Consider the following 26236-nt stretch of genomic DNA (forward strand, 5'->3'; position numbering starts at 1 on the left):
GGAGACACGACCATGCTGGGCCTTCGCCTGCCCGCGAACCCCGCCGTCCGCCGCGCGGTGCGGCTGACTTACGGGTTCCAGTTCTTCTTCGGCCTGCTGCTGTGGGTGCCGATCTTCTACCAGTACCAGAAGCTCGTCGGACTGTCCGACGGCGAGATCTTCGGCATCCAGAGCATCTACTACATCGTGTTCTGCCTGCTGGAGATCCCGACCGGGATGATCGCCGACCGGTTCGACTACCGCACCTCACTGGCGGCGGGCGCCGGCGTGCTCGTCGCGGCGAACCTGGTCCCGGTGTTCCTCGGCTCGTACACGGGGTTCCTGCTGCACTTCATCCTGATCGCGCTGGCACGCTCGCTGGTGTCCGGCGCGCAGAGCGCGTATCTGTACGAGTACCTGCACGCGCACGGCTCGGGGGAACACTACCTGCGGGTCGAAGGCGTCGGCCGCGCGTTCAGCCTGGTCGGCAAGATCGTGTACTGGCCGGTGATCGGCCTGCTGATGGCGTGGAACCTCCCATCCCCGTACTGGCTGACGGCGATCAACGCGGGTGTCGCGCTCTTGTTCGCCTTGAAGCTCCCGGCGATCCCGGGCGGCCGTCGTGTGCGTGGCAAGACGGCCTCGCTGCTCGCCGGAGTCGGCGGCGCGCTGTCGGCGCTGCGCTCGTCGCGGTGGCTGATGCTGCTGATGGTGCAGGGCATCGCGATGTTCACGCTGGTCCGCATCTGCCAGGTGAACCTGTTCCAGCCGATCCTGGAGTCGAAGACGCTGTCGGTGAACTGGTACGGCGCGGTGCTGGCCGCGATGACGGTCTTCGAAGCCCTGGGCGCGGCCCGCCCGCACCGGCTCCGCCGCGCGATCGGCCCGGTGGGGTCGGTGTTCACGCTGACGATCGTGATGGCGCTCTGCCTCGGCGTCGTAGTGTTCGTGGGCTCCTTCGCGACGGTGGTCGTCTTGTGCGTCTTCGCGGTGGCGACGGGAATTTCGTTCCCGGTGCAGAAGCAGCTGTTGAACGACTCCATCCCGGACTCCCGCTACCGCGCGACACTCCTGTCCATGGAGTCCATTGTGGACCGCGCGGTGTGCGCCCTGGTGGCAGTGGCTCTGGGCGCGTACCTGGCGGCCGGGCAGCTGAACGAGTTCCTGGTGCTGTCGGCGGTCGTCACGTGCGTGGTGATGGGGTTGCTCGCGGTGCTGTTGCTGGCCGTCCGCAAGCACCGCTCGGACCGGCGTCGGCCGGTCGAACGAGAGGCAGTACCGGCCACCACGGTGTGACACGCCGAACGAGCGCCGGCGGTGGCCACGACCGGCCTGGCCGCCACGGTCCGAGCCGGGTCCGCCGATTCCCGGCCACGACCGTCCGGCCCGGCGCGCTTTCCCGCGCGCCGGGCGCCGTCAGTCGATGTAGGCGTCGTCGAGGAGGGTGGACTCCGCGCCGTATTCGCGGAGTTCCTCCTTGATCACCGTGTACGCCAGCCCCTGCGGGTAGCCCTTGCGGGCCAGGAAGCCGAGCAGCCGTCGCAGCGCCGTCTGCTCGTCGACGTTGCCCAGCGACCCGAGGCGCTTGCGGACCAGTTCCCTGGCCATCTGCTCTTCGGACTCGCGGTCGACTTCACCCGCCGCCTGCGCCGCGACCTCGTCGTCGACGCCCTTGCGCCGCAGCTCGGCCAGCAGCGCGGTGCGGGACAGCCCCTGGGTCTCGTGCCGGGACTTCACCCACAGCTCGGCGAACTCCGCGTCGTTCACCAACCCCGCCCGGTCGAGCTTGCCGAGCAGGGTTTCGCTGGTCTCCTCGTCGAACCCCTTGCGGTGCAACGCCTGCCGGAGCTCCTCCTGAGTGCGCGCACGCACGGCCAGGAGGTCGTAACAGATCTCCTTGGCCTTCTTGTACCGCTCCTCGGGAGGCAGCTCGGCCGGCGGGATCTTCGGCGCCCTCGCCACCCTCGATCACTCCTCGTTCTTCACAAGCCCAAAGCCGCGCTCACCACACAACGCGACCACGCCGGGGGTCGACCCCCGGGAGACACGATCAGAAGTCGACCGGCGCCGGCACGGCTTCGACGGCCTCGGCGTCGACCTGCGCACCGATGCCCAGCTTCTCCTTGATCCGCTTCTCGATCTCGTTGGCGATGTCCGGGTTGTCGCGCAGGAACTTCCGCGCGTTCTCCTTGCCCTGGCCGAGCTGGTCGCCCTCGTAGGTGTACCAAGCGCCGGACTTGCGCAGGATCGCCTGGTCGACACCCATGTCGATGAGCGAACCCTCGCGGGAGATGCCCTGGCCGTACAGGATGTCGAACTCGGCCTGCTTGAAGGGCGGTGCCATCTTGTTCTTCACGACCTTGACACGGGTGCGGTTGCCGACCGGCTCACCGCCGTCCTTGAGCGTCTCGATGCGGCGCACGTCGAGCCGGATCGAGGCGTAGAACTTCAACGCCTTACCACCGGTCGTGGTCTCCGGGGAGCCGAACATGACGCCGATCTTCTCGCGCAGCTGGTTGATGAAGATCGCGGTGGTGCCGGAGTTGTTCATCGCACCGGTGATCTTGCGCAGCGCCTGGCTCATCAGGCGGGCCTGGAGGCCGACGTGCGAGTCGCCCATCTCGCCCTCGATCTCGGCGCGCGGCACGAGCGCGGCCACGGAGTCGATGACCAGGATGTCGAGCGCGCCGGAGCGGATCAGCATGTCCGCGATCTCCAGCGCCTGCTCACCGGTGTCCGGCTGGGAGACGAGCAGCGCGTCGGTGTCCACGCCGAGCTTCTTGGCGTAGTCGGGATCCAGCGCGTGCTCCGCGTCGATGAACGCCGCGATGCCGCCGTTGCGCTGTGCGTTCGCCACCGCGTGCAGGGCGACCGTGGTCTTACCGGAGGACTCCGGGCCGTAGACCTCGATGACCCGGCCGCGGGGCAGCCCGCCGATGCCGAGCGCGACGTCGAGGGCGATCGCGCCGGTCGGGATCACGGCGACGGGCGCGCGGCCGTCCTGGCCGAGCCGCATGACCGAGCCCTTGCCGTACTGCTTGTCGATCTGCGCGAGCGCGAGCTCGAGCGCCTTGTCCTTGTCGGGTGCTGCAGGCATGGAAGTCCACCTCGCTGGTCCGAGCCCGTCGAGGGCTCTCTGTGTCTGTTCTTCAGCTGTCCGGTCCGACGCTAGCGGCGGGGACCGACAATTCCAGGCGCGGCGCCCAATCTGTGGATCGCTGGACCCGATGTGGACAACACCCTAGACGAACACCTGTTCGAGGTCGGCAGCGACACACCCTTGCGCTATGATTTTCGCCCGCCCGGGTCAGGACCTGTACGTATCCGCCCAGGTCAGCGCCGTTCACGCGGAACGTCGAAGGCGTCGCAGACCTCGCGCCAGACCTCCTTGGCCGGGATTCCCGCGGTCAGCGCCTGGTCCACCGTGCGGCCGCCGAGCGCGCTGAGCACGTGGTCCCTGGACAGCACCTGGGCCCGTCCGGGGCCGAACTCCTCGGCCATCAGCCGCCGGAAAACCGTGATCCGCATCGAACCCACTCTATCCGGACGGCGCGAACGGTCCGTTCGCTACCCGCCCGGCCGGACGCTCGCCGGAACCTGCGGCATCGGCGTGCCGGTCGTGCCGCCACGGTGCCGTGAACGACTCGTTCACCTCGGCCGATGACATGAACGAGTCGTTCATGACGTCCGGCCGCCCCAGTGCCTACCCGCCCGGCTGAACGCTCGCCTCGAAGTAGTCGGCGAGGGTGTCCGGCGTGGTCGCCTGGGCCTGGTCGCTCGAGTTCAGCTGGTAGATGAACCCCACCAGCGGCCGGTCCGACACCGTGAACACGAGCACCGCCGCCGTCTTGCCCGCGGCCGACGAGTAGTGGCCCTTGAGCCCGTTGCCGCCCCAGTCGGCCTCGGTGCGGTCGCCGCCCGCCGAACTGAGCAGGCCGTCGGTGTACTGCTTGAGCGTGTCGGCGCTGCTGCCTTGGACGTAGGTCACCTGCGTGCCCGCGCGACCTGGCGCCGAGCAGGTCGAGGCCACCCCGAGGCTCTCCGCCGGTGCCGCCGGGCCGTTGCCCATGCCCGGCTTGCAGTCGCCGGTGTCGGCGATCTTCCCGGCGAGCTGGCGCAGGCAGCCCGTGAGGCCCTTGTCGTCGGCTTGACCGGGCGTCTTGCACTGGTCGGCGGTGTAGGTGACCGTCGAGGACGACGACGTCAGGAAGTAGGTCAGCCCGGCCGCGAGCACCACGACGACCGCGACCGCGATGCCGATGAGCAGCTTCTTCTTCCCGCCGGGCTGGGGCTCGGCCCGCTCCGGCGCGGGCGAGTACGCGGGAAAGTTCGACGGAACCGGCTGCGGGCCGCTGGGCGGGAAGTTCGACGGCGCGTAGCCGGGGTACTGCGGCGGGGGTGCCGTCGGCGCGTACTGCGGGCGGTGCGGGGCGCCCGCGGCCACCGCACCCTCGACGTTCTGGGTGCGCATGCCCAGCCCGTCCCGGGCGACGTGCTGGGCACCGAGCGCGACGGCGGTCTCCGGCTGGTCGAGGCTGCCCGGCACGACACCGAGCTTCTCCGCGATCATCGCGCCGACCAGCGGCAGCCGGCTCGACCCGCCGACGAGGTAGATGCCGGCCAGCCGGTCCGGGGTCAGCCCGGACGAGCGCAGCGTCCGCGCAAGCAGTTCGACGCTGCGCAGCATCGCCGGCCGGACCAGGCCTTCCAGCTCGCCGCGCGTGACGAGGACGTCCTTGAACGGCTCGGGCATCGGCACCTCGGTCTGCGGGTGCCGCGACAGCGCCTCCTTGGCCGCTTTGACGTCCTCCTGCAGCGCGCGCCGGGTGCGCCGGTCGCCCGTGGACTCGGGCCGCAGCAGCCGCTGCCAGCGCTGCGGGTCGGAGTGCGAGACCTCGCGCCCGACGTGCACCATCAGCGCCTGGTCGACGTCGAGGCCGCCGAGGTCGGGCAGGCCGTCTTCGGCGAGCACGGTGAAGCCGTTCTGCGTGGCGCCGACGACGGCGACGTCGAAGGTGCCCGCCCCGAGGTCGTAGACCGCGAGCGCCTGGCCGGGCGCCAGCGACTTGCCGGGGAACGACGCGAAGTGCGCCGCCGCGGCGACGGGTTCGGGCACCAGCAGGATGTTCCGGCCCATCCCGGCGAGCCGGGCGGCCGCCATCAGGACGTTGCGGCGGGTCTGGCCCCACTGCGCGGGGTGGGTCAGCCGGACCTCGTCGGGCTGCTCGCCGCCGAGCTGGCGGGAGGTTTCTTCGAGCACGCGGCGCAGGATGGCGGCCAGCGCGTCGGTCACCGGGACGACGTCGGTGCCGAGCAGCAGGGTCTGCTCGTCGATGCGGCGCTTGGGGTTCGGCTCGAAGCGCGTCGGGTCGAGGCGGGCGCGGCGCTCGGCGTCGCGGCCGACCATGATCGTGCCGTCTTCGGTGGCGAACACCGCGGACGGCATGTTGGCCGAGCCGTCCACCTCGACGACCCGGGGCGGCATGCCGTGCGCCGAAAGGACGGCGACGGTGTTGGACGTCCCGAGGTCCACCGACAGGATCCGCACTGCACTCCCCTTCACGAAAAACACGCCTCGACGGCGTCGCCGTGATGCTGCCATGCGCGCGGTCACCGTGCGTGCGGACCCGCGAAAGTCACCGCTCCTTGACTTCGGCGGTGATCACGGTGCACGATAGTTGCGCAGTTCGATCATTCGAGTTGCACGGATCGCGCAGAAGGGAGCGTTCGATGCCGAAGTTGCTCGTCCTCGGGGACGACCTGACCGGCAGCAACGCGACCGGAGCGCTGTACGCCCGTTTCGGGCTGCGCGCGGTTTCCGTCAACGCGCCGCTCGAACCGGACGCGCCCTGCTTCCGCGCGGAAAGCGGGATCGACGCGCTGGTGGTCAACCTGGGTACCCGCCACGCCTCGCCGCCACACGCCGCGCAGGCGGTGCGGACCGTGATCGAGCTGGCCGGGCCGGTCGAACTGACCGTGAAGCGCGTGGACACGACGCTGCGCGGCAACGTCGGCGTGGAGACCGAGGCCGTCTTGGCTGCGGCGCCGGGCGCCCGGGCCCTGGTCGTACCCGCGTTCCCGGACGCCGGGCGGGTCACCCTCGGCGGCCTGCACCTGGTCGACGGCGTGCCCCTGGCCGAAAGCCCCGCGGCACGCGATCCGCTGGCGCCTGTGAAGACGTCGCGGATCCGCACCCTCCTGCAGCCCACCGAGCGGGAGATCGCCGAGCTGCCGCTGGACGTCGTCGAGGAGGGCGCGGACGCGGTCGAGACGGCGCTGCGGTGCTCCGCCGGGATCGTCGTCTGCGACGCCACCACGAACCGGCACCTCACCACCGTCGCCAAGGCCGCGGCCCGGCTGGCGGCCGAGGGCACGCGATGGATCTCGGTGGACTCCGGGCCGTTCGGCGTCCGGCTGGCCGCCGCGCTGGGCCTCGCACCCGGCCACGGCACCGTCCCGCCGGTCCTTTCCGTGGTCGGCAGCATCACCGGGCAGACCCGTGACCAGGTACTGGAAACCGAGCTGGTGCTGGACGCGCGGTACGTCGACGTCGACCCGGAACACCCCGACCCGCCGTCGATCGCCGCCGCGGCGGGAGAACTGCTCGACGCCGGGCACCGCGTGGTCGGCATCCGGACCCGGGCACCCGCCCCGGGCGCGCCGGTCGACCCGGCGGTCGCGGCGCGGATCCCGCCGGCGCTCGGCGAAGCGGCCCGGCTGGTCCTCGGCGCGCACCGGATCGGCGGGCTGTACGCCACCGGCGGCGACATCGCCGTCGAAGTCACGAAGGCACTCGGGGCCGAGGGCTTCGAGATCGACACCGAAGTGCTGCCCCTGGCGGTCGCCGGGCGGCTCTCCGGCGGCCCGCACACCGGGCTGCCCTTCGCCACCAAAGGCGGGCTGATCGGCGGGCGCGATGCCGCGGTCGCCTGCCTGGAACACCTGAACCACGTGCTGGCCACCGGAAGGAAGAACCCGTGAGCGACCTCCCCATCCTCGCCGTCACCCTCGGCGACCCCGTGGGCATCGGCCCCGAGATCACCCTCAAGACGCTCGCCGAGCCCGAAGCCCTCCAAATGGCACGCGGGGTGGCGGTGGGCGACGCGATCGTGCTCGAGCGCCTGGTCCGGCACCTCGGACTGCACCTGGAGGTCAACCCGATCGCCACGGTCGCCGACGCGCGCTTCACCACCGGCGTGATCGACATCCTCAACCTCGGCGTGGTCCGGGAAGACCTGCCGTGGGGCGAGGTCAACGCGACCGCGGGCGCCGCCGCCGTGGGCGCGATCGAGGTGGCCACCCGGCTCGCGCTGGCCGGCGAGGTCGACGCGGTCGTGACCGCGCCGATCAACAAGGAGGCGATCTGGGCGGCGGGTTCCCAGCACCTCGGGCACACCGAGATGCTCGGCGAGCTGACCGGCTCCACCCGGTTCAACACGATGTTCTGGGTGTCCGGGCTGAAGATCTTCTTCGCCACCCGGCACCTTTCGCTGCGCGAGGCGATCGACCAGATCACGCGGGAGAACATCGAGCACGCGATCCGCGAGGCCTACACCGCACTCGAGGTGTTCGGCACCGAGAAACCGAGACTCGCCGTGGCGGCGCTGAACCCGCACGGCGGGGAGAACGGCAAGTTCGGCGACGAGGAGATCGTCGCGATCGCCCCGGCGGTCGCCGCCGCGCGGGCCGCCGGGCTCGACGTGGTCGGCCCGATCCCGGCGGATTCCGTGTTCCACCAAGGGATCCAGGGCCGGTTCGACGGCGTGCTCTCGCTCTACCACGACCAGGGGCACATCGCGTCGAAGACGTACGACTTCGACGGCACGGTGTCGGTAACGGTCGGCCTGCCGATCCTGCGCACGTCGGTCGACCACGGCACGGCGTTCGACATCGCCGGCACCGGCCGGGCGTCGCACGGCACGATGCGCGCGGCGTTCAAGGCCGCGGCCACCCTGGCGCCGTACGCGCGGAAGCTGCCCGCCATCTACCCACCGGGCGTCCGGTGATCCCCCGCAAGCGCTGGGCGTACGTCATCCCGGTCGCGGTGGTCATGTACATGCTGGCCTACCTCGACCGCACGAACGTCGCGGTGATCCTGCCCTACATCGGCGACGACTTCCCGCTGTCGGCCAGCGCCAAGGGGCTGGCGAGCGGCATCTTCTTCATCGGCTACCTGGTGCTGCAGATCCCGGCGGCGGTGCTGGCGGCGAAGTGGAGCGCGCGCAAGACGGTGCTGCTGCTGATGATCGCGTGGTCCTTCGCGGCGGTGCTCTGCGGCCTGGTGCGGAACGAAACCCAGCTGCACCTGGCCCGGCTGCTGCTCGGGCTGTTCGAGGGCGGTGTGTGGCCGGCGGTGCTGATCCTGCTGGCGTCCTGGTTCCCGCAGGCCGAACGAGCCCGGGCGAACGCGCTGTGGATGACGTGCCTGCCGATCTCGGCGATCGTCATGTCCCCGCTGTCCGGGCTGATGCTCGACCACATGTCCTGGCGCTGGGTGTTCGTGATCCAGGGCGTCCCGCCGCTGCTGTGGGCGGTCGTCTGGTGGTTCGCGGTGGCCGACCGGCCGGCCAAGGCCCGCTGGATCTCCGCCGAGGAACGCGAGTACCTCGAGACCACCCTGAAGGCCGAAGAAGAGGCGAAGCCGGCATTCGCGAAGCAGGGCTACCGGCAAGCGCTGGCGAACCGGCAGGTGCTGCTGCTGATCGGCATCTACTTCTTCTGGATCACCGGGTTCTACGGCTTTTCGCTCTGGCTGCCATCGGTGGTGAAGACGATGACCGGGGGTTCGGCGACCTCCGTCGGGTTCCTGTCGGCCGTGCCGTACGTCCTCGCGCTGGCCGGGATGGTCGCGTGCGCGCACTGGTCGGACCGGACCGGCAACCGGCGGCTCGCCGTCGCGGTGCCGCTGGTCGTCGCCATCGCCGGGCTGCTGCTCGGCAACCTCGTGCACTGGCCGGCGGCGGTGCAGCTGGTGCTGCTCTGCGTCGTCGCGACCGGCGTCTACATGCCGTACGGGCCGTTCTGGGCCATCCCCAGCCGGCTCCTCGGCATCGAGGTCGTCGCCGTGGCGATGGGCCTGATCAACGCGCTGGGCAACCTCGGCGGGTTCGCCGGGCCCTACCTGGTCGGCTGGCTCACCGACGTCACCGGCAGCGCGACCACCGGGTTCGTGGTACTGGCCGCGTTCCTCGCCGTGGCCGCCGGGCTGGCGTTCTTCGGGCTGAAACCCGTCCCTGTGGAAGGCTTGGCGCATGTCCCAGCCGCGACCAGGAACCCGTGACCGGCGCGCGATGCTCCTGGAGGCCGTCCGCGACGGCTCCGGCGGCATCGCGGAACTGGCCGAGGAGTTCGGCGTCTCGGAGTCGACGATCCGCCGAGACCTCGCCTCGCTCGCCGGGGCCGGGCACGTCGTCCGCACCTACGGCGGCGCACTCGACACCGAACGCAGCCCGCACGAGAAGGACCGCGAGCACGCGGCGGCGAAGGACGCCATCGCCCGGGAAGCCGCCGCGCTGGTGCGCGACGGCGAGGTCGTGCTGCTCGACGCGGGCACGACCACCGGCAGGCTGGCCCGGCACCTCGCCCACCGCGAGGGGCTGACCGTGGTCACGAACGGCGTCAACGCCATCCGCGAGCTCGCCGGCTTCGCCGGGATCGACCTGATCGTGCTCGGCGGCCGGCTGCGGCACCCCAACGAAGCGATCCTCGGCGAGACCGTGCTGGCGCAGCTGCGGCACATCTCACCCGACCGGGTGTTCTTGGGTGCCGACGGCCTGGTGGCCGAGCGAGGGCTGTGCTGTCCCTCACTCGAGCAGTCGGTGGTCAAGCACGCGATGCTGCACGCGGGCGGCGAGGCGTACGTGCTGGCCGACCACTCCAAGCTGGGCCAGGCGCCTTTTTCGTACTGGGCGCCGCTCGACCGCGAATACCGGCTCGTCACCGACGAGCCGAAGGTCGACGTGATGTATCCGCAGTTCGCCGAGAGCGTGATCCTGGCCGGCTCGCCGGAAACTGTCGGTGGTGCCGCGCATCATGGACGACGTGGCAGCTGACGCGCTCGACCTCTTCTCCCCCGCGACCCGGGACTGGTTCGCGGGGGCCTTCGCCGCGCCCACCGCGGCGCAGGAAGGCGCCTGGCGGGCGGCGCACGCGGGCGAGCACGCCCTCGTCGTCGCACCAACTGGCTCCGGCAAGACACTGTCCGCGTTCCTCTGGGCGCTGGACCGGCTGTCGGTGGAACCGCCGCCGGCGGAGGCCACGAAACGCTGCCGGATCCTCTACGTCTCCCCGCTGAAGGCGCTCGCCGTCGACGTCCAGCGGAACCTGCGCGCGCCGCTCGCCGGCATCTCGCAAGCTTCGCGGCGGCTCGGGCTCCCCGTGCCGGAGATCGAGGTCGGCATGCGCACCGGCGACACCACCGCGGCGGAGCGCCGCTCGTTCGGCAAGACCCCGCCGGACGTCCTGGTGACCACGCCGGAGTCGCTGTTCCTGATCCTCACGTCTTCGGCGCGAGAGTCGCTGCGCGGTGTCGAGACCGTGATCGTCGACGAGGTGCACGCGGTCGCCGGCGGCAAGCGCGGGGCGCACCTCGCGCTGTCGCTGGAGCGGCTGGACTCCCTGCTGCCGAAGCCGGCGCAGCGGATCGGCCTGTCGGCGACGGTCCGCCCGGTCGACGAGGTGAGCGCGTTCCTTGCCGGCGGCCGTCCGGTGCGGGTGGTCCAGCCGAAGCTGGCGAAGACCATCGAGGTGCGCGTCGAGGTCCCGGTGGAGGACATGAGCAACCTCGACGCCCCTCGCGGCGGCCCCGCGCCGAGCCCGCTCGACGAGCTGGAGTCGCTGACCGAGGCGTTCCCGCCGGGCGACATCGCGCCGGGCGGCCTGGGCACGCTGGAGGAGATCGCCGGCAACCCGGTGCAGCGGCCGTCGATCTGGCCGGCGGTCGAGGAGCGGGTGCTGAGCCTGATCCAGTCCCACCGCTCGACCATCGTGTTCGCCAACTCGCGCCGGCTCACCGAGCGAATGACGGCTCGGCTCAACGAGCTGGCCGCCGAGCAGACGGAGCTGACGCCGGAGGACACGTTCCCCGCCGAAGCCGTGGGCCAGTCCGGGGTGAGCACCGGCGCGCCGGCGGTGATCGCCCGGGCGCACCACGGGTCGATGTCGCGGGAGCAGCGCACGCACGTCGAGGAAGACCTCAAGTCCGGGCGGCTGCCGTGCGTGGTGGCGACGTCGTCGCTGGAGCTGGGCATCGACATGGGCGCGGTCGACCTGGTGGTGCAGATCGAGGCGCCGCCGACGGTGGCGTCCGGGCTGCAGCGCGTCGGCCGGGCCGGGCACCAGGTCGGTGCGGTGTCGACCGGCGTGATGTTCCCCAAGTTCCGCGGCGACCTCGTCTCCTGCGCGGTGGTCGCCGAACGCATGGCGACCGGCGCCATCGAGGCGGTCCGCTACCCGCGCAACCCCCTGGACGTCCTGGCGCAGCACGTGGTCGCGATGGTGGCGCTGGAGCCGTGGACGGTCACGGACCTCGCGACGCTCGTGCGGCGGGCGGCGCCGTTCGCCTCGCTGCCCGACGACGCACTGCACGCGGTGCTCGACATGCTCGCCGGCCGGTACCCCAGCGAGGAGTTCGGCGAGCTGCGGGCCCGGATCACCTGGGACCGCATCGCCGGCGAGCTGCGCGGGCGGCCCGGCTCGCAGCGGCTGGCCGTCACCTCCGGCGGCACGATCCCCGACCGCGGCCTGTTCACCGTGATGACACCGGGCGGGGACGACAAACCCGGTTCCCGCGTCGGCGAGTTCGACGAGGAGATGGTGTACGAGTCGCGCGTCGGCGACACCATCCTGCTCGGCACGTCGTCGTGGCGGATCACCGACATCACGCACGACCGGGTCATCGTGGTGCCCGCGCCGGGCGAACCGGCGCGGATGCCGTTCTGGAAGGGCGACGCGCCGGGCCGTCCGCTGGAACTCGGCCGGGCGCTGGGGAAGTTCGTCCGCGAACTGTCCACATCGGACGACGAGAAGGCGCGCGCGCGAGCCACCGCGGCGGGATTGGACGAGCGGGCGTGCGACAACCTGCTCGCCTACCTGACCGAGCAGAAGGCCGCGACCCGGCACGTCCCGAACGACCGGACCATCCTGCTGGAGCGCTACCGCGACGAGCTGGGCGACTGGCGGATCATCGTGCACTCGCCGTTCGGCGCGCAGGTGAACGCGCCGTGGGCGCTGGCCATCGCCGCGCGGCTGCGGGAGAACCGCGGGGTGGACGCGCAGGTCGCGCACTCCGACGACGGCATCGTGCTGCGCCTGCCGGACGCGCTCGACGCCGAGGGCGGCGACGTCACGATCGGCGCGGACGACATCCTGCTCGATCCCGAGGAGGTCGAGCAGCTGATCGTCGCGGAGGTCGGTGGCTCGGCCGTGTTCGCGGCGCGGTTCCGGGAGTGCGCGGCGCGGTCGCTGCTGCTGCCGCGCCGGGACCCCCGACGCCGCACCCCGCTGTGGCAGCAACGGCAACGCGCGTCACAACTGCTGTCGGTCGCGTCGAAGTACGAGCGCTTCCCGGTCGTGCTGGAGGCGATGAGGGAGGTCCTGCAGGACGTCTACGACGTGGCCGGCCTGCGTGAGCTGATGGCCGACGTCCGGGCCCGCAAGGTCCGGCTGGTGGAGGTCGAGACGCCGGCCGCGTCGCCGTTCGCGCGCAGCCTGCTCTTCGGCTACGTCGGGATGTTCCTGTACGAGACCGACGCGCCGCTGGCCGAGCGGCGGGCGGCGGCGCTGTCACTGGACTCGGCGCTGCTGGCCGAGCTCCTCGGCACCGAAGCGATCCGCGAACTGCTCGACCCGGAAGCCGTGCGCGAGGTGGAGCGGTCGCTGCAGCGGCTCGAGCCCGACCGGCACGCGCGTTCGGCGGAGGACGCCGCCGACCTGTTGCGGTTCCTGGGCGACCTGACCGTCGAGGAGGCGGCCGAGCGCGGGATCCAGGCCGAATGGCTCACCGAGCTGGAGGCGGCACGGCGAGCGATCCGGGTGCGGATCGGCGGCACGGAACGGTCCCTGGCGATCGAGGACTCCGGCCGGGTTCGTGACGCGCTGGGCACCGCGCTGCCGGTGGGCGTGCCCGAGGCGTTCACCGAACCGGTCGCGGACCCGCTCGGCGACCTGCTGTCCCGCTACGCCCGCAGCCGGGGGCCGTTCGCCGCGGCGGCCGTGGCGGCCCGGTTCGGCCTGGGCATGGCGGTCGTCACCGGCGTCCTCGACCGGATGACCGGGGAAGGCCGCCTGGTACGCGGCGAGCTGAGCCCCATCGGGCATCCGGACACGCACGGAGTAGGTGTCGAATACTGCGATTCCGCGGTGCTGCGGCGGCTGCGGCGGGCGTCGCTGGCGAAGCTGCGGGCCGAGGTGGAGCCGGTCGAACCGGCGGCGCTGGGCCGGTTCCTGCCGTCGTGGCACGGGTTCGGCGGCCGCGTCCGGGCGGCGCCGACGGCGGACGACGTGCTGTCGGTCGTCGAGCAGCTCGCCGGAGCGCCGTTGCCGGCGAGCGCGGTGGAGTCGCTGATCCTGCCCGGCCGGCTGCCGGGCTACTCCCCCGCGTTGCTGGACGAGCTGACGACCGCGGGCGAGGTCACGTGGGCGGGCTGCGGCGCGCTGTCCGGCGGGGACGGCTGGATCGCCCTCGCCCCCACCGACGTCGCCGACCTGCTGCTGCCGGAAGTCGTCGAGGACATCCCGACCGGCCCGCTGCACGACGCCATCGTGTCCACTTTGGAGGGTGGCGCGCTGTTCTTCCGCCAGCTGGTGGACCGCGCGAGCGTGCTGGTGGACAAGGCACCGAACGACGCCGAAGTCGTGGCGGCGCTGTGGGACCTGGTGTGGGCCGGGCTGGTCACGGGCGACACGCTGGGGCCGCTGCGGGCCCAGGTGGCCGGGCACGGCGCGCACAAGCCACGGCGCCAGGCGCCCCGCGGCCGGTACGCGCGGTTGCGGGCGGGGCGGCCGCAGATGCCGTCGCGGTCGGGGCCGCCGACGGTCGCCGGCCGCTGGGCGCTGACGCCGACCCGCGAAACCGACGCGACCCGGCGCGCCCACGCGCGGACGGAGGCGTTCCTGGAGCGTCACGGCGTCCTGACCCGCGGCGCGCTCGACACCGAACGCGTCACGGGCGGGTTTTCGGGGATTTACAAGGTGCTCCGCGGCATGGAAGACACCGGCCAGGTGATCCGCGGCTACGTCGTGGAGGGCCTGGGCGCGGCCCAATTCGCGGCGAAGGGCGCGGTGGACAGGCTGCGCGCGCTGTCGGGCCCGGGTCGCCCGGCGCCCGGCCGCGCGGTGGTGCTGGCGGCGGCGGACCCGGCCCAGCCGTACGGCGCGGCGCTCCCCTGGCCGGCCGCGACGGGCGACACGAAGCACCGTCCGGCCCGCAAGGCCGGTGCGCTGGCAGTGCTGGTGGACGGAGTTCCGGCGCTGTACGTCGAGCGAGGAGGCAGGTCACTGCTGAGCTTCACCGAGGAACGGCAACCCCTGTCCGACGCGGCGCAGGCGCTGTCGGCCGCGGTTCGCGAGGGCTGGCTGGGTCAGCTGGCGGTCCAGCGCGCGGACGGCGAGCAAGCCCTGACCTCAGAGCTGGCGGAGGTCCTGCGGGAGGCGGGTTTCCGGGCCACGCCTTCCGGGCTGCGGCTGCGGGCCTAAGCTGCCAGTCCGACACGCACGAAGGATGTTCTGCTCATGGCCATGCGCGAGCTGCGCTATTTCGGGGACCCGATCCTCAAGTCCGTCTGCGACCCGGTCAAGGTGTTCGACAAGAAGCTCGAAGCGATCGTGCGGGACCTGGTCGACTCGGTGAAGCCGGCCGGGCGCGCCGGGCTGGCCGCACCGCAGATCGGGGTCGGGCTGCGCATCTTCAGCTACGACGTCGCCGGGCTCGCGGGGTACGTCGTCAACCCGGAGATCGTCGAGCTGTCCGAGGAGACGCACGAGATCGACGAGGGCTGCCTGTCGGTGCCGGAGCTGTGGTTCCCGACGAAGCGGGCGAAGCACGCGAAGGTCCGAGGCGTCGACATCCACAACGAGCCGATCGAGGTCGAGGGCGAGGACGTGCTGGCCCAGTGCCTCCAGCACGAAACCGACCACCTCGACGGCGTGCTCTACCTGGACCGCCTCACGGCCGAGCGCAAGAAGACAGCCATGCGCGAAGCTCGTGACAAGGACTGGTTCTGGAAGCGCTGACCAGCTGAGCCCAAACGGTGAGGGGCGGCCGCAAGCCGCCACCACGCCCGTACACAGGCAGCACCCTCGGCCACGACGACCGCCTCCGACCCGCCAGCGTCAGAACCCAGCGGGTGCCCGCGCCTGGTCCATCCCGCAACCGAGCGGCTCGGGTCGTCGCTCAGGCGGGCAAGATCATCCGCAGCTGGGTGCCGTCCTCGGTGAGGTGCTCCGTGCGCAAGCCCGCTCGGGCCGCCGTGCGAGCCAGTACCTCGTCGCCGGGAAGGCAGTCCGCCCGCAGCTCCGTGATGCCCTCGGCTTCCGCGAGCACCGCCACCCTGGCCAGCAGGGCCGTGCCGATGCCCTGGCTCTGCCAGTCGTCCTCCACCAGCAGGGAGATCTCGGCACCGCCCGTCGCGGACGGGATCAGCTGGGCCAGGCCGATCACCTCACGGCCGAAGACCGCGAGCACACTCGTGCCGCGCGGCGGCACCAGCAGCCGGTGCAGCCAGCGGCGCGGGACCGTCCGGACTCCCGTGTGGTAGCGCCGGAAGAGCGTCGCCGTCGAGCAGCGGCGGTGCAGCTCGGACACCGCGTCGGCGTCGGTGGGGAGGCCCTTGCGCAGGACGATCGCCGCGCCGTCCGGGCGGTTCAGCACCACCGGGCCCGCGACGTTCCGCACCGCCGCGGTCAGCAGCGTCACCAGCGCTTCGGCGCGGGTCAGCTCCAGCTGCACGAACGGCGCCCACCGGCGCCGCGCCACCAGCGCGTCCCCGCCGATCAGCTCGAACACCGCCCGGTGCCCGCTCTCGGTGCGCGCCGGGTTGGCCTCGGCCGCCGGAACGCGCGTGACCACGTCCGCGGCCAGCACGTCCTTCAGCACCTCGGCGAGCCGCTCCGGGTCGTCGACCGCCCGGCGGGCCGCGAGCAACGTCGACGACGCCGGGTCGACCAGCTCGTGGACGTCGGCGTCGATGATCGCCGTGCACTCGCAGCCTTCGGCGCGGATGGCGTCGGCCAGGTGCCGCCGGGGCAGGCCGGCCGCCGGGCGCACGACGATCTCGTCGAGCACGCCGCCGGGCACCGGCAGCACGGTCAGCCCGAGGATGTTGCACTCGAGGTCGGCGAGCCGGATCGCGATGCGGGCCAGCGTGCCGGGGTGGTCGTGCATCCGGATCCGCACCCGCCACACCGGCGGCGCGCCCGGCACGTCGACGGCGGCCGCCGGGCCGGGCTGGGGCAACACTCTCGAGGTCTCCATGTCCCCCACGGTCCCGCGCGGTTGTTGCCGCGCCGGGACGTGGGTGTTTCGCGCAGATCAGCGTTCGCCGGGGCTCGGCAACGCGAACGAAACGGTCAGCGCGGGGTCAGCACGCAGAACTCGTTGCCCTCCGGATCCATCAGGACGCGCCACGGCAGGTCCGGCCCGCCGAGGTCCGCGGGCGCCGCACCCGCTGCCACGACCTCCGATACCGCCGCCGCGTAATCGGCACCCGACGGCGGCGCGACATCGAGGTGCACCCGGTTCTTGACCCGCTTCACGTCGTCGTTGCGGAGGAACTCCAGCCACGGCCCGCGGCCCGAGGGCGTGCGCAGCCCCACCAGGACGTCGTCCTCGCGGGCGCCGATCGGCCAGCCTGTGAGCCGCGCCCAGAAGTCCGCCAGGCGCTCCGGGTCGTGGGCGTCGACCACGACCGAGGCCACCGCGCCCGCCGCGTACCGGTCGCGAGGCTCGAGGACGCAGAACTCGTTGCCCTCCGGATCCGCCAGGACGACCCACGGCACCGCACCCTGCCCGAGGTCGACCCGGCTGCCGCCCAGTTCCAAGGCGCGCGACACCAGCTCCGCCTGGTGCGCGAGCGTCTTGCTCGCCAGGTCCAGGTGGATCCGGTTCTTCACCTCCTTGGCCTCGGGCACGGGACGAAAACGAGGTCCAGGTCCCAGCCGTCGGTCTCCGGGGCGCGCACGTCGACCTCGTCCGGCTCCTCGACGGCGACGCGCCAGCCGAGCAGCGCGGCCCAGAAGTCCGCCAGGACCCTCGGCCGCGCCGCGTCGATCACCACGTTCACCAGGCGCGTGTTCATGCGCCGCAGGCTAACCGCCACCCCCGACAGTTCCGGTTCGGCTTCCCCACCGGCCGGATCATCGGGTCGCGAGCCGCAGCAGCGCCCAGAGCTGGGCGGCCTGGTCGTGCACGCCCCGCACGGTCACCGAGGTCAGGGACGAGCGGCCCCACAACCACAGGTAGATCCGCCCGGGTTCGACGGCCGTGACGACGTCGTCCGCGGCCTCGGCCTCCTCGGCCGAACAGCGCCAGGCATCCGTCACCTCGGGCCCGGCCCGCGCGATCCAGCTGTGCGCGCCGGCACGCACCCCGACCGAGCCCGCCTTCGTGCCGGTCAGCCCCAGCATCGGCAGCTTCTGCCCGAACCAGAGGGTCAGTGCCTCGTCGATGCCGTCGACCGCGAGGTCCTCGGCGACGCCGCGCTGCTCCGCGCCCGCCGCCTGCTCGACGTCGACGCGGTGGACCAGCGTCTCGTGCAGCATCCGCCGCCGCCAGAACCCGTACGTCGGATCCGCCGGCCACCACGTGTCGGCGCGCTCCTCCGGGTCGTGCGCGGCCAGCTCGTCGAGCAGCTCGGTCAGGCCGGTTTCCAGGTAAGCCGCCAGGCTCTGGCCCGGCTCGGGGTCGCGCTGCCAGTCTTCGGGGTTGCGGCCGTCGGCGAGCCGGCGCCGGACCATCCGGTAGAGGCTGCCGACGTGCCGGGCCACCTCACCGAGCGACCAGCCCGGGCAGGCGGGCACCGGCGCTTCGACGGGCGCCGCGTGGACGGCTTCGGCCAGCACCCGGCCTTCGATCCCCAGCGCCGTGAGCAGCCGCCCTTGGTCGACCGGGCCGTGCTCACGCGACATGGGCTTCCCCGGTGATCGGGAGGCCGTGCACCAAGCGGCGGACCAGTTCGAGGAAAGGCGTGGCGGCGCGCACCAGCGCGGCGGCCGACTCGGCGGTGACCTTGCCGGTGATCCCGGCCTGCGCGGCGGCGCGCGCGGCCGAGTTGCTCGCGAAGAAGGCCGACCATTCCCGCAGCTCGGGCGCGACGGAGTCGAGCAGCACCCAGGTACTGGCCGGCCGCGCGCGACCCCGGTGCGGCCGGCCCCGCGCGGCGAGCACGGCGGCGGCCCCGCGCAGGGCGGCGAGGTAGGCGCCGATGAACCGCTCGGCGGGAGCGGTCTCGCGCTCGGCCTCGGCAAGCCCGCGCCGGGCTTGGGCGAGCAGACCGGCCGCAACGGGCGGCGCGGGCGGGCGCAGGGACATGGGCAGCTGCGACTGACTGCGCTCGGCATCGTCGGCGGGCGGCTGCAAGGGGGTGGGCAGCTCGGGCTGATCGCCCTCCGCGCCAGCCGTGGGCGGGCGCAGCGAGGCTGGCAGCTCGGACTGAACGCCATCCGCGCCGGCTGCAGGCGGACGCAGAGCCGTGGGCAACTCGGACTGAACGCCATCCGCGTCGGCGACCGGCGCGCGCAAGGGCTCGGAGTCCACACCGTTCGCCGTCGGCGGGCGCAGGGGTTCGGGGAGCTGGGGCTGCTCAAGCTCCGCACCGTCCGCGACCCGCGGGCGCACCGGCATCGGCAACTCGGGCTGCCCCGAGTCCGCCGGGACCGACGGGCGCAGCCGAGCCCCGTCCGCCGACGAGCGGGTCGACGGGTGCCGTCGGGGTCGCACGTGGTGCGTGCCGGCCGCTGCCGGGGTGACCGGCGGGCGCAGCGGCATGGGCAGCTGCGGCTGCCCGGGATCCGTGGGGGACACGACCTTGACGGACATGACGACCCTCCTCCTGCGCTGGGTGAGCCCGATCGAGCACCCGGCGGCCGGACGCTTCCCCCGCCCCGCCGCCGGGCACCTGACCGGTGCGCGCTCACCGATGTCGAACGTCTGTTCGAACAATTTCCAGAGTAACCCCGACCCGGTGTCCGCTCAACCCCACGGGTGGAATCCCCGGACGTGGTGCGGGACACCAGGTCGGTGGCGTGATCTCATAGGTTCATGAGTTCGCTGGACCACCCCGCCGTCGCCAAGGTGGCGGCCGCGCTGGCCGAAGCCGGGCAGCACGCCGCCGCCGAGGGCATCCGCGTGCTGCCCGCCGAGGTCCGGACCGCAGCGCAGGCGGCCGAAGCGCTCGGCGTGCCCGTGGGGGCCATCGCCAACAGCCTCATCTTCCGCCTGGGGTCCGACAAAAAAGCGCTCCTCGCGCTGACCTCGGGCGCCCACCGGGCGGATCCGGCCACCCTCGAGCGCCTGGCCGGCGGCGAAATCGGCAAGGCCGACGCCGATTTCGTGCGAGCGCTCACCGGACAGCCGATCGGCGGCGTCGCCCCGGTCGGGCACCCCGAGCCACTGCCGACGCTCGTCGACACCGCGCTGCGCGCCCACGACGTCGTCTGGGCCGCGGCCGGGCACCCCAAGACCGTGTTCCCCACCACCTTCGCCGGACTGGTCGCGTTGACCGGGGGCACTCCGGGTGCGCTCGGCGGCGCGGAGGAAGATGAGCAGCCGTGACCGCGATGCCCGCCGGCTGCTCCCGCTACGTCCAGCTCTCCTCGGACGAGTTCCGCGCGCGCCTGCCCGAGGCGCTGGACATCTACGTCCGGGCGATGCGGTACCCGGCCGGCACCGCCGAGCAGCGTGCGCCGATGTGGCTCACCCACGCGCTGCGTGAGGGCTGGCGCTGCATGGCCGCGCTCGACGCCGACGACGTCCTGCTCGGGCTCGCCTACGGCTACCGCGGCCGGGCCGGGCAGTGGTGGCACGAGCAGGTGCGCCACGGCCTGAGCCGCCGCTTCGGGCCCGAAGCGGCGGAGCGCTGGCTGTCGGACTACTTCGAGCTGACCGAGATCCACGTCAAGCCGGAGAACCAGGGCCACCAGATCGGCGAGGACCTGCTGCGGAGCCTGCTGGAGAGTGTGCCGAGCGCGAACGTCCTGCTGTCAACGCCCGAGGGCACCAGCCGGGCGTGGAAGCTCTACCGGCGCACCGGGTTCGTCGACGTCCTGCGCGACTATCACTTCGCCGGCGATCCCCGGCCGTTCGCGATCCTCGGGCGGACGCTGCCCCTCGACCCGCGCTGAGCCGAGGGGCAGCTCCGGTCAGCGCGGTTCGGGACGCCAGTACCCGATCGCCAGCGCCGCGACCAGGACGGCGGCGCCGCACCAGGCCGTGACGCCGAGCCGTTCGCCGAGGAACGCGGCGGACAGGACCGCGGCCGTCAGCGGCTCGAGCACCGCCGACAGCGCACCCAGGACGGGGTGCGCCGTCGCCAGGCCGCGCAGGTAGGCGGCGTAGGCGAGCGCGGTGGGCACCGCGCCGAGGTAGCAGGCCGCCGCGAGGACGTCCGCGTGCAGCGGCAGCGCCATGCCCGTCCAGCTCGCCACGGGGGTGAGCAGGAGGCCGCCGGTCAGGCAGCCGAACGCCGTCGTGGACAGCGGTTCCAGGCCGTCGACCGGCTTCGCGGTGAGCAGCGTCAGGGTCGCGAAGCCCGCCGCGGCGAAGAGCGCGAAGCCGAGCCCGCCGAACAGGTGCGCGGGTTCTTCCGGTGCCCAGCGGAGCAACACCAGGCCGGCGAGGGTGCCGGCGAGGGAGAGCACCGTCCAGCGGTGGGGCTTGCGCACCACCGCGAGCGTGACGACGACGGGTGCCGCGCCGATGGTGGTCATCGTGGCGATGCTGACCGAGCTGAGCGCGACGGCGGCGAAGTAGCTCGCCTGGAAGAGGGCGAACAGCGCGCCGACGGCGAGGAGCCGCTTCGCCGCTTCGGCCGTGCGCGGGAGGGCGCCGCCCTTCAGCAGGACGAAGAGGGTCGCGACACCGCCGCCGACGAGCAGCCGGTACGCGGCGACGGCCAGCGGGTGAAGGCCGGCTCGCTGGCCGAGAAATGAGCCGGCGAGACCACCGGTGCCCCAGAGCACACCGGCGAGGACGAGCGCGGCCGACGAACGGGCGCGCGTGGGTAGGGATAGCAAAGGGAACGCTCCTGCGTCGAAGGAATCGGGAGTTCGACGACGCGGGGCGGTGCGCATCAAGAATCAGCCGCGGGCCTTGGAAGGCCACGCGGCGAGGGACCACCCCGCTCAGGCGCGGGGCGGCGGGGTGACGAAGAGAATTCGGCGCACGAGGGCGAACCTAGTCGAGCGAGATCGGCCGGAACCAACGGTTTTCGACGGTTGTCCACAGGCAGGCGGCATTGTGGACAGTCGGGCCGCGAAACGGCTTCTCAGCGGGTTTTGTCGCCGTCCGCCGATAAACTGGACGTGGGACGCCCCCCAGGGAAGGGCGGGGGCCTGGCAAAGTCGGGTGGCCAGGCCGGAGTGGGGGTTGCGCGGGCGTCGGCGTGTCTTGAATGAGTCATTCAGGACCTCCGAAGACCTGAATGAGTCATTCAAGACGTCGGGTGGGCCGGCGGCAAGCGTGCGACCGCGACTTTGCCGGAGCCCTGCCCAGGGAGGGCGGAGGCCCCGCCGCGATCGGGCGGGGCCGCGCAGACCTCAGTCCAGCTGGGCCAGCTGCTCCCGCAGCGTGTCCAGCCCCATCCCGCCCATCCTCAGCGCCTCCGTGTGGAACCGCCTGATGTCGAACCCGGAACCGGCCCGCGACTGCGCCTCGGATCGCGCCGCCAGCCAAAGGCGCTCGCCGATCTTGTACGCCGGTGCCTGGCCGGGCCAGCCCAGGTATCGGTCGATCTCGTCGCGGACGTGGGCTTCGTCGGTGATCGTGCGGGTCAGCATGAACTCCAGGCCCAGCTCCGGCGTCCACTTCGCCCCCTCGTGGAAGCCCGTTCCGGCGGGGATCGGAAGCTCCAGGTGCATGCCCAGGTCGACCACCACGCGAGCCGCGCGGAAGAGCTGCTCCGACAGCATCCCCAGCAGGTCGCCGTCGTCGGACAGGTAGCCCAGCTCCTCCATCAGGCGCTCCGAGTACAGCGCCCAGCCCTCCGCGTGGCCCGACGTGAACGCCATCAGGCGCTGGTACTTGTTCAGCCCCTCGGACTGGTCCACCGCCGTCGCGATCTGGAGGTGGTGACCCGGCGCGCCCTCGTGGTACACCGTGCTCGTCTCGCGCCACGTGACGAACTCGTCGCGGCCGGCCGGCAGGGACCACCACATCCGGCCCGGACGGGTGAAGTCCTCGCTCGGGCCCGTGTAGTACGCGCCGACGCCGCCGCCCGGCGGGGCGATCTTGCACTCGAGCGCCATCACGCGGTCGGAGATGTCGAAGTGCTTGCCGCGCAACGACTTCAGCGCTTCGTCGGAGAGCTGCTGCATCCACGCCTCGAACTCGGCGCGGCCGCGGACGCGGTAGCGCGGGTCGGCGTCCAGGATCGCGGCGGCCTCCGCCAGTGAAGCGCCCGCCTTGACGCGGTTGGCGACGGCGCGCATCTCGGACTCGATCCGGGCGAACTCCGCCCAGCCCCACTCGTAGGCTTCGCGCAGGTCCAGCGCCGCGCCGACGAAGTACCGCGACCACAGGCGGTAGACGTCCTCGCCGACGGCGTCCTTGACCGGGGCCTTCGGCGCCAGCTCGGCCCGCAGGAACCCGGCGAACTCCGCGAACGCCTCATCGGCGGCCCGCGCCCCGTGCGCGAGGTCGCCCTTCAGCGCATCACCCTGCGAAGACGCGCCGCCGACGAGCTGGGTGAAGAACCCCTTCTCCTCCTTCAGCCCGGCCCACGTCTCGCACTGCTCCGCCACCTTCGCGACCTGCCGCAGCGCCGCGACACGCCCCGCGTCGGCCGCCGTGAGCAGGCCGTTGCGGACGTTCGCGAGCGCCTGCGGGACCTCGCCGATCCGGGCCGAGACGACCGACCAGTCCTGCTCGGTGTCCAGGGGCATCAGGTCGAACGCCATCCGCAGCTCCTGCACCGGGCTGGAGATGACGTTGAGGCTCGCCACGTCGAGACCGGCTTCGTGGATCTCCAGCTCCAGGCCGACCCGCTCGGTGAACACTGCCTTGGCAGCGCGCTCCGCGGCGTCCCGCGGCTCGGTGGCGGTGACGGCGGCGTGCGCCCGTGAGGCGAGCCCGGCGCGTTCGGCGAACCCGTTCGCCGAGTAGTCGGTCAGCCGGTGGTCGTGACCCTTGATGCCGACGACCGTCGCGGTGACCGGGTCGGCGGCCGCGTAGTCGTCGACGAAGCGGTCACAGATCGCGTGCACGCCTTCGGAAGCAGTAGAAGCCATGCGCCGCACGCTACCGGGCCACCACGGGCCGGCGGTACGGACTTAAGTGCGGGCCGGGACCAGGCCGAGACGAGCGATGACCTCGCGCGTCGCCTTCGACCGGTTGAACGTGTAGAAGTGCAGGTTCGGCACGCCCTCGGCGATCAGCTTCTCGCACAGTTCGGTGGTCACGTCGATGCCCGCCGCGCGGAACGCCTTGGGGTCGTCGGCCAACGGTTCGAGCCGGTCCAGGAGCTTGCGGGGCGCCGGCGCGCCGGACAGCTTGATGGTCGTCTGGAGCGTCCGCATGGTCGTCAGCGGCATCACACCGGGCAGCACCGGCACGTCACAGCCGGTCGCGGCGACCCGGTCGCGCAGCCGCAGGAAGTCCTCGGCGTCGTGGAACAGCTGCGCGATCGCGAAGTCCGCGCCCGCCCGTAGCTTGCGGACCAGGTACTTCGTATCGGTCTCGAGGTCGGCCGAGCGCGGGTGGCCGTAGGTGTACGCCGACACACCGATGCAGAAGTCACCGAGCGAGCGCACCAGCTGCACCAGCTCTTCGGCGTAGCTCAGGCCCTCCGGGTGCGGGACCCAGTCGCCGTAGACGTCGCCCGGCGGGTCGCCACGCAGCGCGAGGATGTTGCGGACGCCGACCGAGGCGTACCAGCCGATGACGTTCCGCAGCTCGGCGACGGTGTGGTTGACGGCGGTCAGGTGCGCCATCGGCACCAGCGTCGTCTCGGTGGCGACGCGCGCGATGCTGCGGATCGTGCCGTCGCGGTTGGAGCCGCCGGCGCCGTAGGTGATCGACATGTAGGCCGGGTCGTACGGCTCGAGTTCCCGGATCGCCTTCCAGAGGACGGCCTCGTCCGCCGCGTCCCGGGGCGGGAAGAACTCGATGGAGAACTTCGGCCCGTCTCCGCGCAACCGCTCGATCACCGACGTCATACCTCGAATGTTAAAGGTCCCGGCTCTAGACTCGATACAGGAGTGAACGATGAGGGATGACGACGCGAGCTGGGACGAGGACGTGCGCCTCGCCGTCTACCACGCCTTCGCCGACCGCGGCCGCGCGCCGTCCGCGCCGGAGCTGGCCGACGCGGCGGGTGGGTCGCTGGCCGTCGCCAAGCAGGCCCTGCACCGTCTCGCCGCAGCCCACCACCTGGTGCTCGACGAGTGCGAGCACGTCGTGCTGGCCCACCCGTTCGCGGCGAAGTCGCTCGGGTTCTCGGTGATGGGCTCGCACACCCTGTGGTGGGGCGGCTGCGCGTGGGACTCGTTCGCCATCCCCCACCTGGTGGCCGACGAGCCGGAGGTGCTCATCGCGACCCGCTGCCCCGGCTGCGGCCAGCCGCACGCACTGGCCGTCGACCGCGCCGGCCCGCCGGAGGGCGCGCAGGTGGCGCACTTCCTCGTGCCCGCCGCGCGGATGTGGGACGACGTGCTGCGCACCTGCGGGCACCAGCGGCTGTTCTGCTGCGAGTCCTGTGTGGACGCCTGGCTGACGGCGACCGGGCAGGAGAAGGGGTACGTCATGGACCTCGTCACGCTCTGGCGGCTCGCCCGCGGCTGGTACGAAGGCCGGCTCGAGCGCGGCTACCGGCGGCGCGAACCGGACAGCGCCGTCGCGTACTTCGCCGAAGCGGGCCTGACCGGGCCGTTCTGGGCGGCCACGGCCGGAGTCTGATTCACCACATCCGGGTGCCCCGGCAGCCCGCGGCCCCGCCGGTTCCGCGAGGATGGCGGCATGAACGCGCCCGGTTCCGACGCCGATCTGCCCGCCGACGTCGAGCGGGCGCTGGCCGGGTTCCTCGGCCGGGCGAGCGCCGGAATCGTGGCGACCGAGCCGACGGTGAAGGCCGGGATCGACGCGCTCAGCGGGTTCGTGCTGACCGGCGGCAAGCGTTTGCGCCCGACGTTCGCCTGGTGGGGCTGGCGCGGCGCGGGCGGCGATCCGGCGGGCCCGGACGCCGAGGGCGTGCTGCAGGCGGTGTCCAGCCTCGAGCTGATCCAGGCGTGCGCGCTGATCCACGATGACCTGATCGACTCCTCCGACTCCCGCCGCGGCTTCCCGACGGTGCACATCGCGGGCGCGAAGCTGCACGCCGACCAGGGCTGGCTCGGCTCCCCCGCGACGTTCGGCCTGGCCACCGCGGTGCTCGTCGGCGACCTGGCCCTGGCCTGGGCGGATGACATGTTCGCCGACGCGCCGCTGCCCGCGGAGACCCTGGCCGCGGCCCGCCCCGCGTGGCGCGCGATGCGCACCGAGGTGCTCGCCGGGCAGTACCTCGACGTCCGCACGCAGGCCACCGGTGACGCCTCCGTCGAGGCCGCGCTGAAGATCGACCGGCTCAAGACCGCCGCCTACACCGTGCAGCGGCCGTTGCACCTGGGCGCCGCGCTCGGCGGGGCATCTCCTGAACTGATCGACACGCTGCTGGAGTTCGGCGGCGAGGTCGGCGTCGCGTTCCAGCTGCGCGACGACCTGCTGGGCGTGTTCGGCGACCCGTCGGTCACCGGCAAGCCCGCCGGCGACGACCTGCGCGAGGGCAAGCGCACGCTGCTCGTGGCGCTCGGCCTGCAGCTCGCCGCCGAGAAGGGCGAGACGGCCGCGGCCACCGTCATCGCGGACGCGATCGGCGACGCGGACCTGTCCGACGAGGGCGTCGAGACCGTCCGGATGGCGTTGCAGCAGGTCGGCGCGGTCGACGCGGTCGAGCGGCGGATCGACGAGCTGACCACCGCGGCGATGGCCGCCCTCGAGCGCGCGCACCTGGCCGAGCCGGCGCCCGCCGCGCTGACCGGGCTGGTCGTCAAGGCCACCCAGCGGACGTACTGA

21 protein-coding genes and 1 pseudogene are annotated in these 26236 nt (G+C 72.5%); 11 read left to right on the forward strand and 11 right to left on the reverse strand.

Annotation, left to right across the window (positions count from 1 at the left end):
* Positions 1 to 12 precede the first annotated feature (12 nt).
* Positions 13 to 1275: an MFS transporter gene (locus tag AB0M59_RS45930; RefSeq protein ID WP_364628300.1), complete on the forward strand. Its 1263-nt coding sequence runs from the start codon at positions 13 to 15 to the stop codon at positions 1273 to 1275.
* A 120-nt stretch (positions 1276 to 1395) separates the two neighbouring features.
* Here the strand turns inward: AB0M59_RS45930 and AB0M59_RS45935 are convergent, their stop codons facing one another.
* The 4 genes from AB0M59_RS45935 to AB0M59_RS45950 form a co-directional block, all read right to left on the reverse strand.
* Positions 1396 to 1923, reverse strand: a complete 528-nt coding sequence (locus AB0M59_RS45935) for a regulatory protein RecX (protein WP_284741286.1) — start codon at positions 1921 to 1923, stop codon at positions 1396 to 1398.
* Positions 1924 to 2029: 106 nt separating this feature from the next.
* On the reverse strand, positions 2030 to 3076 hold the full coding sequence (gene recA / locus AB0M59_RS45940; RefSeq protein ID WP_364628302.1) for a recombinase RecA: 1047 nt from the start codon (positions 3074 to 3076) through the stop codon (positions 2030 to 2032).
* 236 nt (positions 3077 to 3312) lie between these two features.
* Positions 3313 to 3507 carry a DUF3046 domain-containing protein gene (locus tag AB0M59_RS45945; RefSeq protein ID WP_364628304.1) on the reverse strand — a complete coding sequence of 65 codons (195 nt, stop codon included), beginning with the start codon at positions 3505 to 3507 and terminating at the stop codon, positions 3313 to 3315.
* Positions 3508 to 3682: 175 nt separating this feature from the next.
* Complete coding sequence (locus AB0M59_RS45950) at positions 3683 to 5527, reverse strand: Hsp70 family protein (RefSeq protein WP_364628306.1); 1845 nt, start codon at positions 5525 to 5527, stop codon at positions 3683 to 3685.
* A gap of 182 nt (positions 5528 to 5709) precedes the next feature.
* Between AB0M59_RS45950 and AB0M59_RS45955 the strand changes: the two genes are divergently transcribed.
* From AB0M59_RS45955 to def, 6 genes are read left to right on the forward strand one after another with little or no spacing between them, the layout of a single operon-like run.
* Positions 5710 to 6960: a four-carbon acid sugar kinase family protein gene (locus AB0M59_RS45955; RefSeq protein WP_364628308.1), complete on the forward strand. Its 1251-nt coding sequence runs from the start codon at positions 5710 to 5712 to the stop codon at positions 6958 to 6960.
* Positions 6957 to 7985, forward strand: a complete 1029-nt coding sequence (gene pdxA, locus AB0M59_RS45960) for a 4-hydroxythreonine-4-phosphate dehydrogenase PdxA (RefSeq protein WP_364628310.1) — start codon at positions 6957 to 6959, stop codon at positions 7983 to 7985. The genes AB0M59_RS45955 and pdxA overlap by 4 nt, the downstream gene beginning before the upstream one ends.
* Complete coding sequence (locus AB0M59_RS45965; protein ID WP_364628312.1) at positions 7982 to 9259, forward strand: MFS transporter; 1278 nt, start codon at positions 7982 to 7984, stop codon at positions 9257 to 9259. Before pdxA ends, AB0M59_RS45965 begins: the two co-directional genes overlap by 4 nt.
* A complete protein-coding gene (locus AB0M59_RS45970) occupies positions 9231 to 10031 on the forward strand; it encodes a DeoR/GlpR family DNA-binding transcription regulator (protein ID WP_364628314.1) in 801 nt (266 codons plus the stop codon). Before AB0M59_RS45965 ends, AB0M59_RS45970 begins: the two co-directional genes overlap by 29 nt.
* On the forward strand, positions 10012 to 14673 hold the full coding sequence (locus AB0M59_RS45975; protein WP_364628316.1) for a DEAD/DEAH box helicase: 4662 nt from the start codon (positions 10012 to 10014) through the stop codon (positions 14671 to 14673). Before AB0M59_RS45970 ends, AB0M59_RS45975 begins: the two co-directional genes overlap by 20 nt.
* 36 nt (positions 14674 to 14709) lie before the next feature.
* Positions 14710 to 15210, forward strand: coding sequence for a peptide deformylase (gene def / locus AB0M59_RS45980; RefSeq protein WP_364628318.1), 501 nt, complete (start codon positions 14710 to 14712; stop codon positions 15208 to 15210).
* Positions 15211 to 15370: 160 nt separating this feature from the next.
* Here the strand turns inward: def and AB0M59_RS45985 are convergent, their stop codons facing one another.
* The 4 genes and pseudogenes from AB0M59_RS45985 to AB0M59_RS46000 form a co-directional block, all read right to left on the reverse strand.
* Positions 15371 to 16432, reverse strand: a complete 1062-nt coding sequence (locus tag AB0M59_RS45985; RefSeq protein WP_364628360.1) for a GNAT family N-acetyltransferase — start codon at positions 16430 to 16432, stop codon at positions 15371 to 15373.
* Positions 16433 to 16545: 113 nt separating this feature from the next.
* A pseudogene (locus tag AB0M59_RS45990) lies at positions 16546 to 17273 on the reverse strand (VOC family protein).
* A 58-nt stretch (positions 17274 to 17331) separates the two neighbouring features.
* Entirely contained in the window at positions 17332 to 18102 is a 771-nt protein-coding gene (locus tag AB0M59_RS45995) for a maleylpyruvate isomerase family mycothiol-dependent enzyme (RefSeq protein WP_364628320.1), read from the reverse strand.
* Positions 18092 to 18505: an SAV_6107 family HEPN domain-containing protein gene (locus AB0M59_RS46000; protein WP_364628362.1), complete on the reverse strand. Its 414-nt coding sequence runs from the start codon at positions 18503 to 18505 to the stop codon at positions 18092 to 18094. The genes AB0M59_RS45995 and AB0M59_RS46000 overlap by 11 nt, the downstream gene beginning before the upstream one ends.
* Positions 18506 to 19234: 729 nt before the next feature.
* Between AB0M59_RS46000 and AB0M59_RS46005 the strand changes: the two genes are divergently transcribed.
* Both AB0M59_RS46005 and AB0M59_RS46010 read left to right on the forward strand, forming a co-directional pair.
* Positions 19235 to 19747, forward strand: a complete 513-nt coding sequence (locus AB0M59_RS46005; protein ID WP_364628322.1) for a YbaK/EbsC family protein — start codon at positions 19235 to 19237, stop codon at positions 19745 to 19747.
* Complete coding sequence (locus tag AB0M59_RS46010) at positions 19744 to 20316, forward strand: GNAT family N-acetyltransferase (RefSeq protein ID WP_364628324.1); 573 nt, start codon at positions 19744 to 19746, stop codon at positions 20314 to 20316. The genes AB0M59_RS46005 and AB0M59_RS46010 overlap by 4 nt, the downstream gene beginning before the upstream one ends.
* Before the next feature lie 18 nt (positions 20317 to 20334).
* Here the strand turns inward: AB0M59_RS46010 and AB0M59_RS46015 are convergent, their stop codons facing one another.
* From AB0M59_RS46015 to metF, 3 genes are all read right to left on the reverse strand, one after another.
* The gene (locus tag AB0M59_RS46015) at positions 20335 to 21207 is read right to left on the reverse strand and encodes an EamA family transporter (protein ID WP_364628326.1); all 873 of its coding nucleotides are present in this window, start codon (positions 21205 to 21207) and stop codon (positions 20335 to 20337) included.
* Positions 21208 to 21729: 522 nt separating this feature from the next.
* A complete protein-coding gene (locus tag AB0M59_RS46020) occupies positions 21730 to 23418 on the reverse strand; it encodes a DUF885 domain-containing protein (protein WP_364628328.1) in 1689 nt (562 codons plus the stop codon).
* Positions 23419 to 23460: 42 nt separating this feature from the next.
* Entirely contained in the window at positions 23461 to 24345 is an 885-nt protein-coding gene (gene metF / locus AB0M59_RS46025) for a methylenetetrahydrofolate reductase [NAD(P)H] (protein ID WP_364628329.1), read from the reverse strand.
* Between the two features lie 49 nt (positions 24346 to 24394).
* Between metF and merB the strand changes: the two genes are divergently transcribed.
* Positions 24395 to 25084: an organomercurial lyase gene (merB, locus tag AB0M59_RS46030; RefSeq protein WP_364628331.1), complete on the forward strand. Its 690-nt coding sequence runs from the start codon at positions 24395 to 24397 to the stop codon at positions 25082 to 25084.
* Positions 25085 to 25144: 60 nt separating this feature from the next.
* Positions 25145 to 26236 carry a polyprenyl synthetase family protein gene (locus tag AB0M59_RS46035; protein ID WP_364628333.1) on the forward strand — a complete coding sequence of 364 codons (1092 nt, stop codon included), beginning with the start codon at positions 25145 to 25147 and terminating at the stop codon, positions 26234 to 26236.

Source organism: Amycolatopsis sp. NPDC051371, from assembly GCF_040682155.1.
GTDB lineage: Bacteria > Actinomycetota > Actinomycetes > Mycobacteriales > Pseudonocardiaceae > Amycolatopsis.

Coding starts and splice junctions, on each gene's coding strand:
- merB (WP_364628331.1), top strand. CDS start 24,395: ATGAGGGATGACGACGCGAGCTGGGACGAGGACGTGCGCCTCGCCGTC.
- AB0M59_RS45930 (WP_364628300.1), top strand. CDS start 13: ATGCTGGGCCTTCGCCTGCCCGCGAACCCCGCCGTCCGCCGCGCGGTG.
- AB0M59_RS45955 (WP_364628308.1), top strand. CDS start 5,710: ATGCCGAAGTTGCTCGTCCTCGGGGACGACCTGACCGGCAGCAACGCG.
- AB0M59_RS46020 (WP_364628328.1), bottom strand. CDS start 23,418: ATGGCTTCTACTGCTTCCGAAGGCGTGCACGCGATCTGTGACCGCTTC.
- AB0M59_RS45945 (WP_364628304.1), bottom strand. CDS start 3,507: ATGCGGATCACGGTTTTCCGGCGGCTGATGGCCGAGGAGTTCGGCCCC.
- AB0M59_RS46035 (WP_364628333.1), top strand. CDS start 25,145: ATGAACGCGCCCGGTTCCGACGCCGATCTGCCCGCCGACGTCGAGCGG.
- AB0M59_RS45995 (WP_364628320.1), bottom strand. CDS start 18,102: ATGTCGCGTGAGCACGGCCCGGTCGACCAAGGGCGGCTGCTCACGGCG.
- metF (WP_364628329.1), bottom strand. CDS start 24,345: ATGACGTCGGTGATCGAGCGGTTGCGCGGAGACGGGCCGAAGTTCTCC.
- AB0M59_RS45970 (WP_364628314.1), top strand. CDS start 9,231: ATGTCCCAGCCGCGACCAGGAACCCGTGACCGGCGCGCGATGCTCCTG.
- AB0M59_RS46000 (WP_364628362.1), bottom strand. CDS start 18,505: ATGTCCCTGCGCCCGCCCGCGCCGCCCGTTGCGGCCGGTCTGCTCGCC.
- recA (WP_364628302.1), bottom strand. CDS start 3,076: ATGCCTGCAGCACCCGACAAGGACAAGGCGCTCGAGCTCGCGCTCGCG.
- AB0M59_RS45975 (WP_364628316.1), top strand. CDS start 10,012: ATGGACGACGTGGCAGCTGACGCGCTCGACCTCTTCTCCCCCGCGACC.
- def (WP_364628318.1), top strand. CDS start 14,710: ATGGCCATGCGCGAGCTGCGCTATTTCGGGGACCCGATCCTCAAGTCC.
- AB0M59_RS46005 (WP_364628322.1), top strand. CDS start 19,235: ATGAGTTCGCTGGACCACCCCGCCGTCGCCAAGGTGGCGGCCGCGCTG.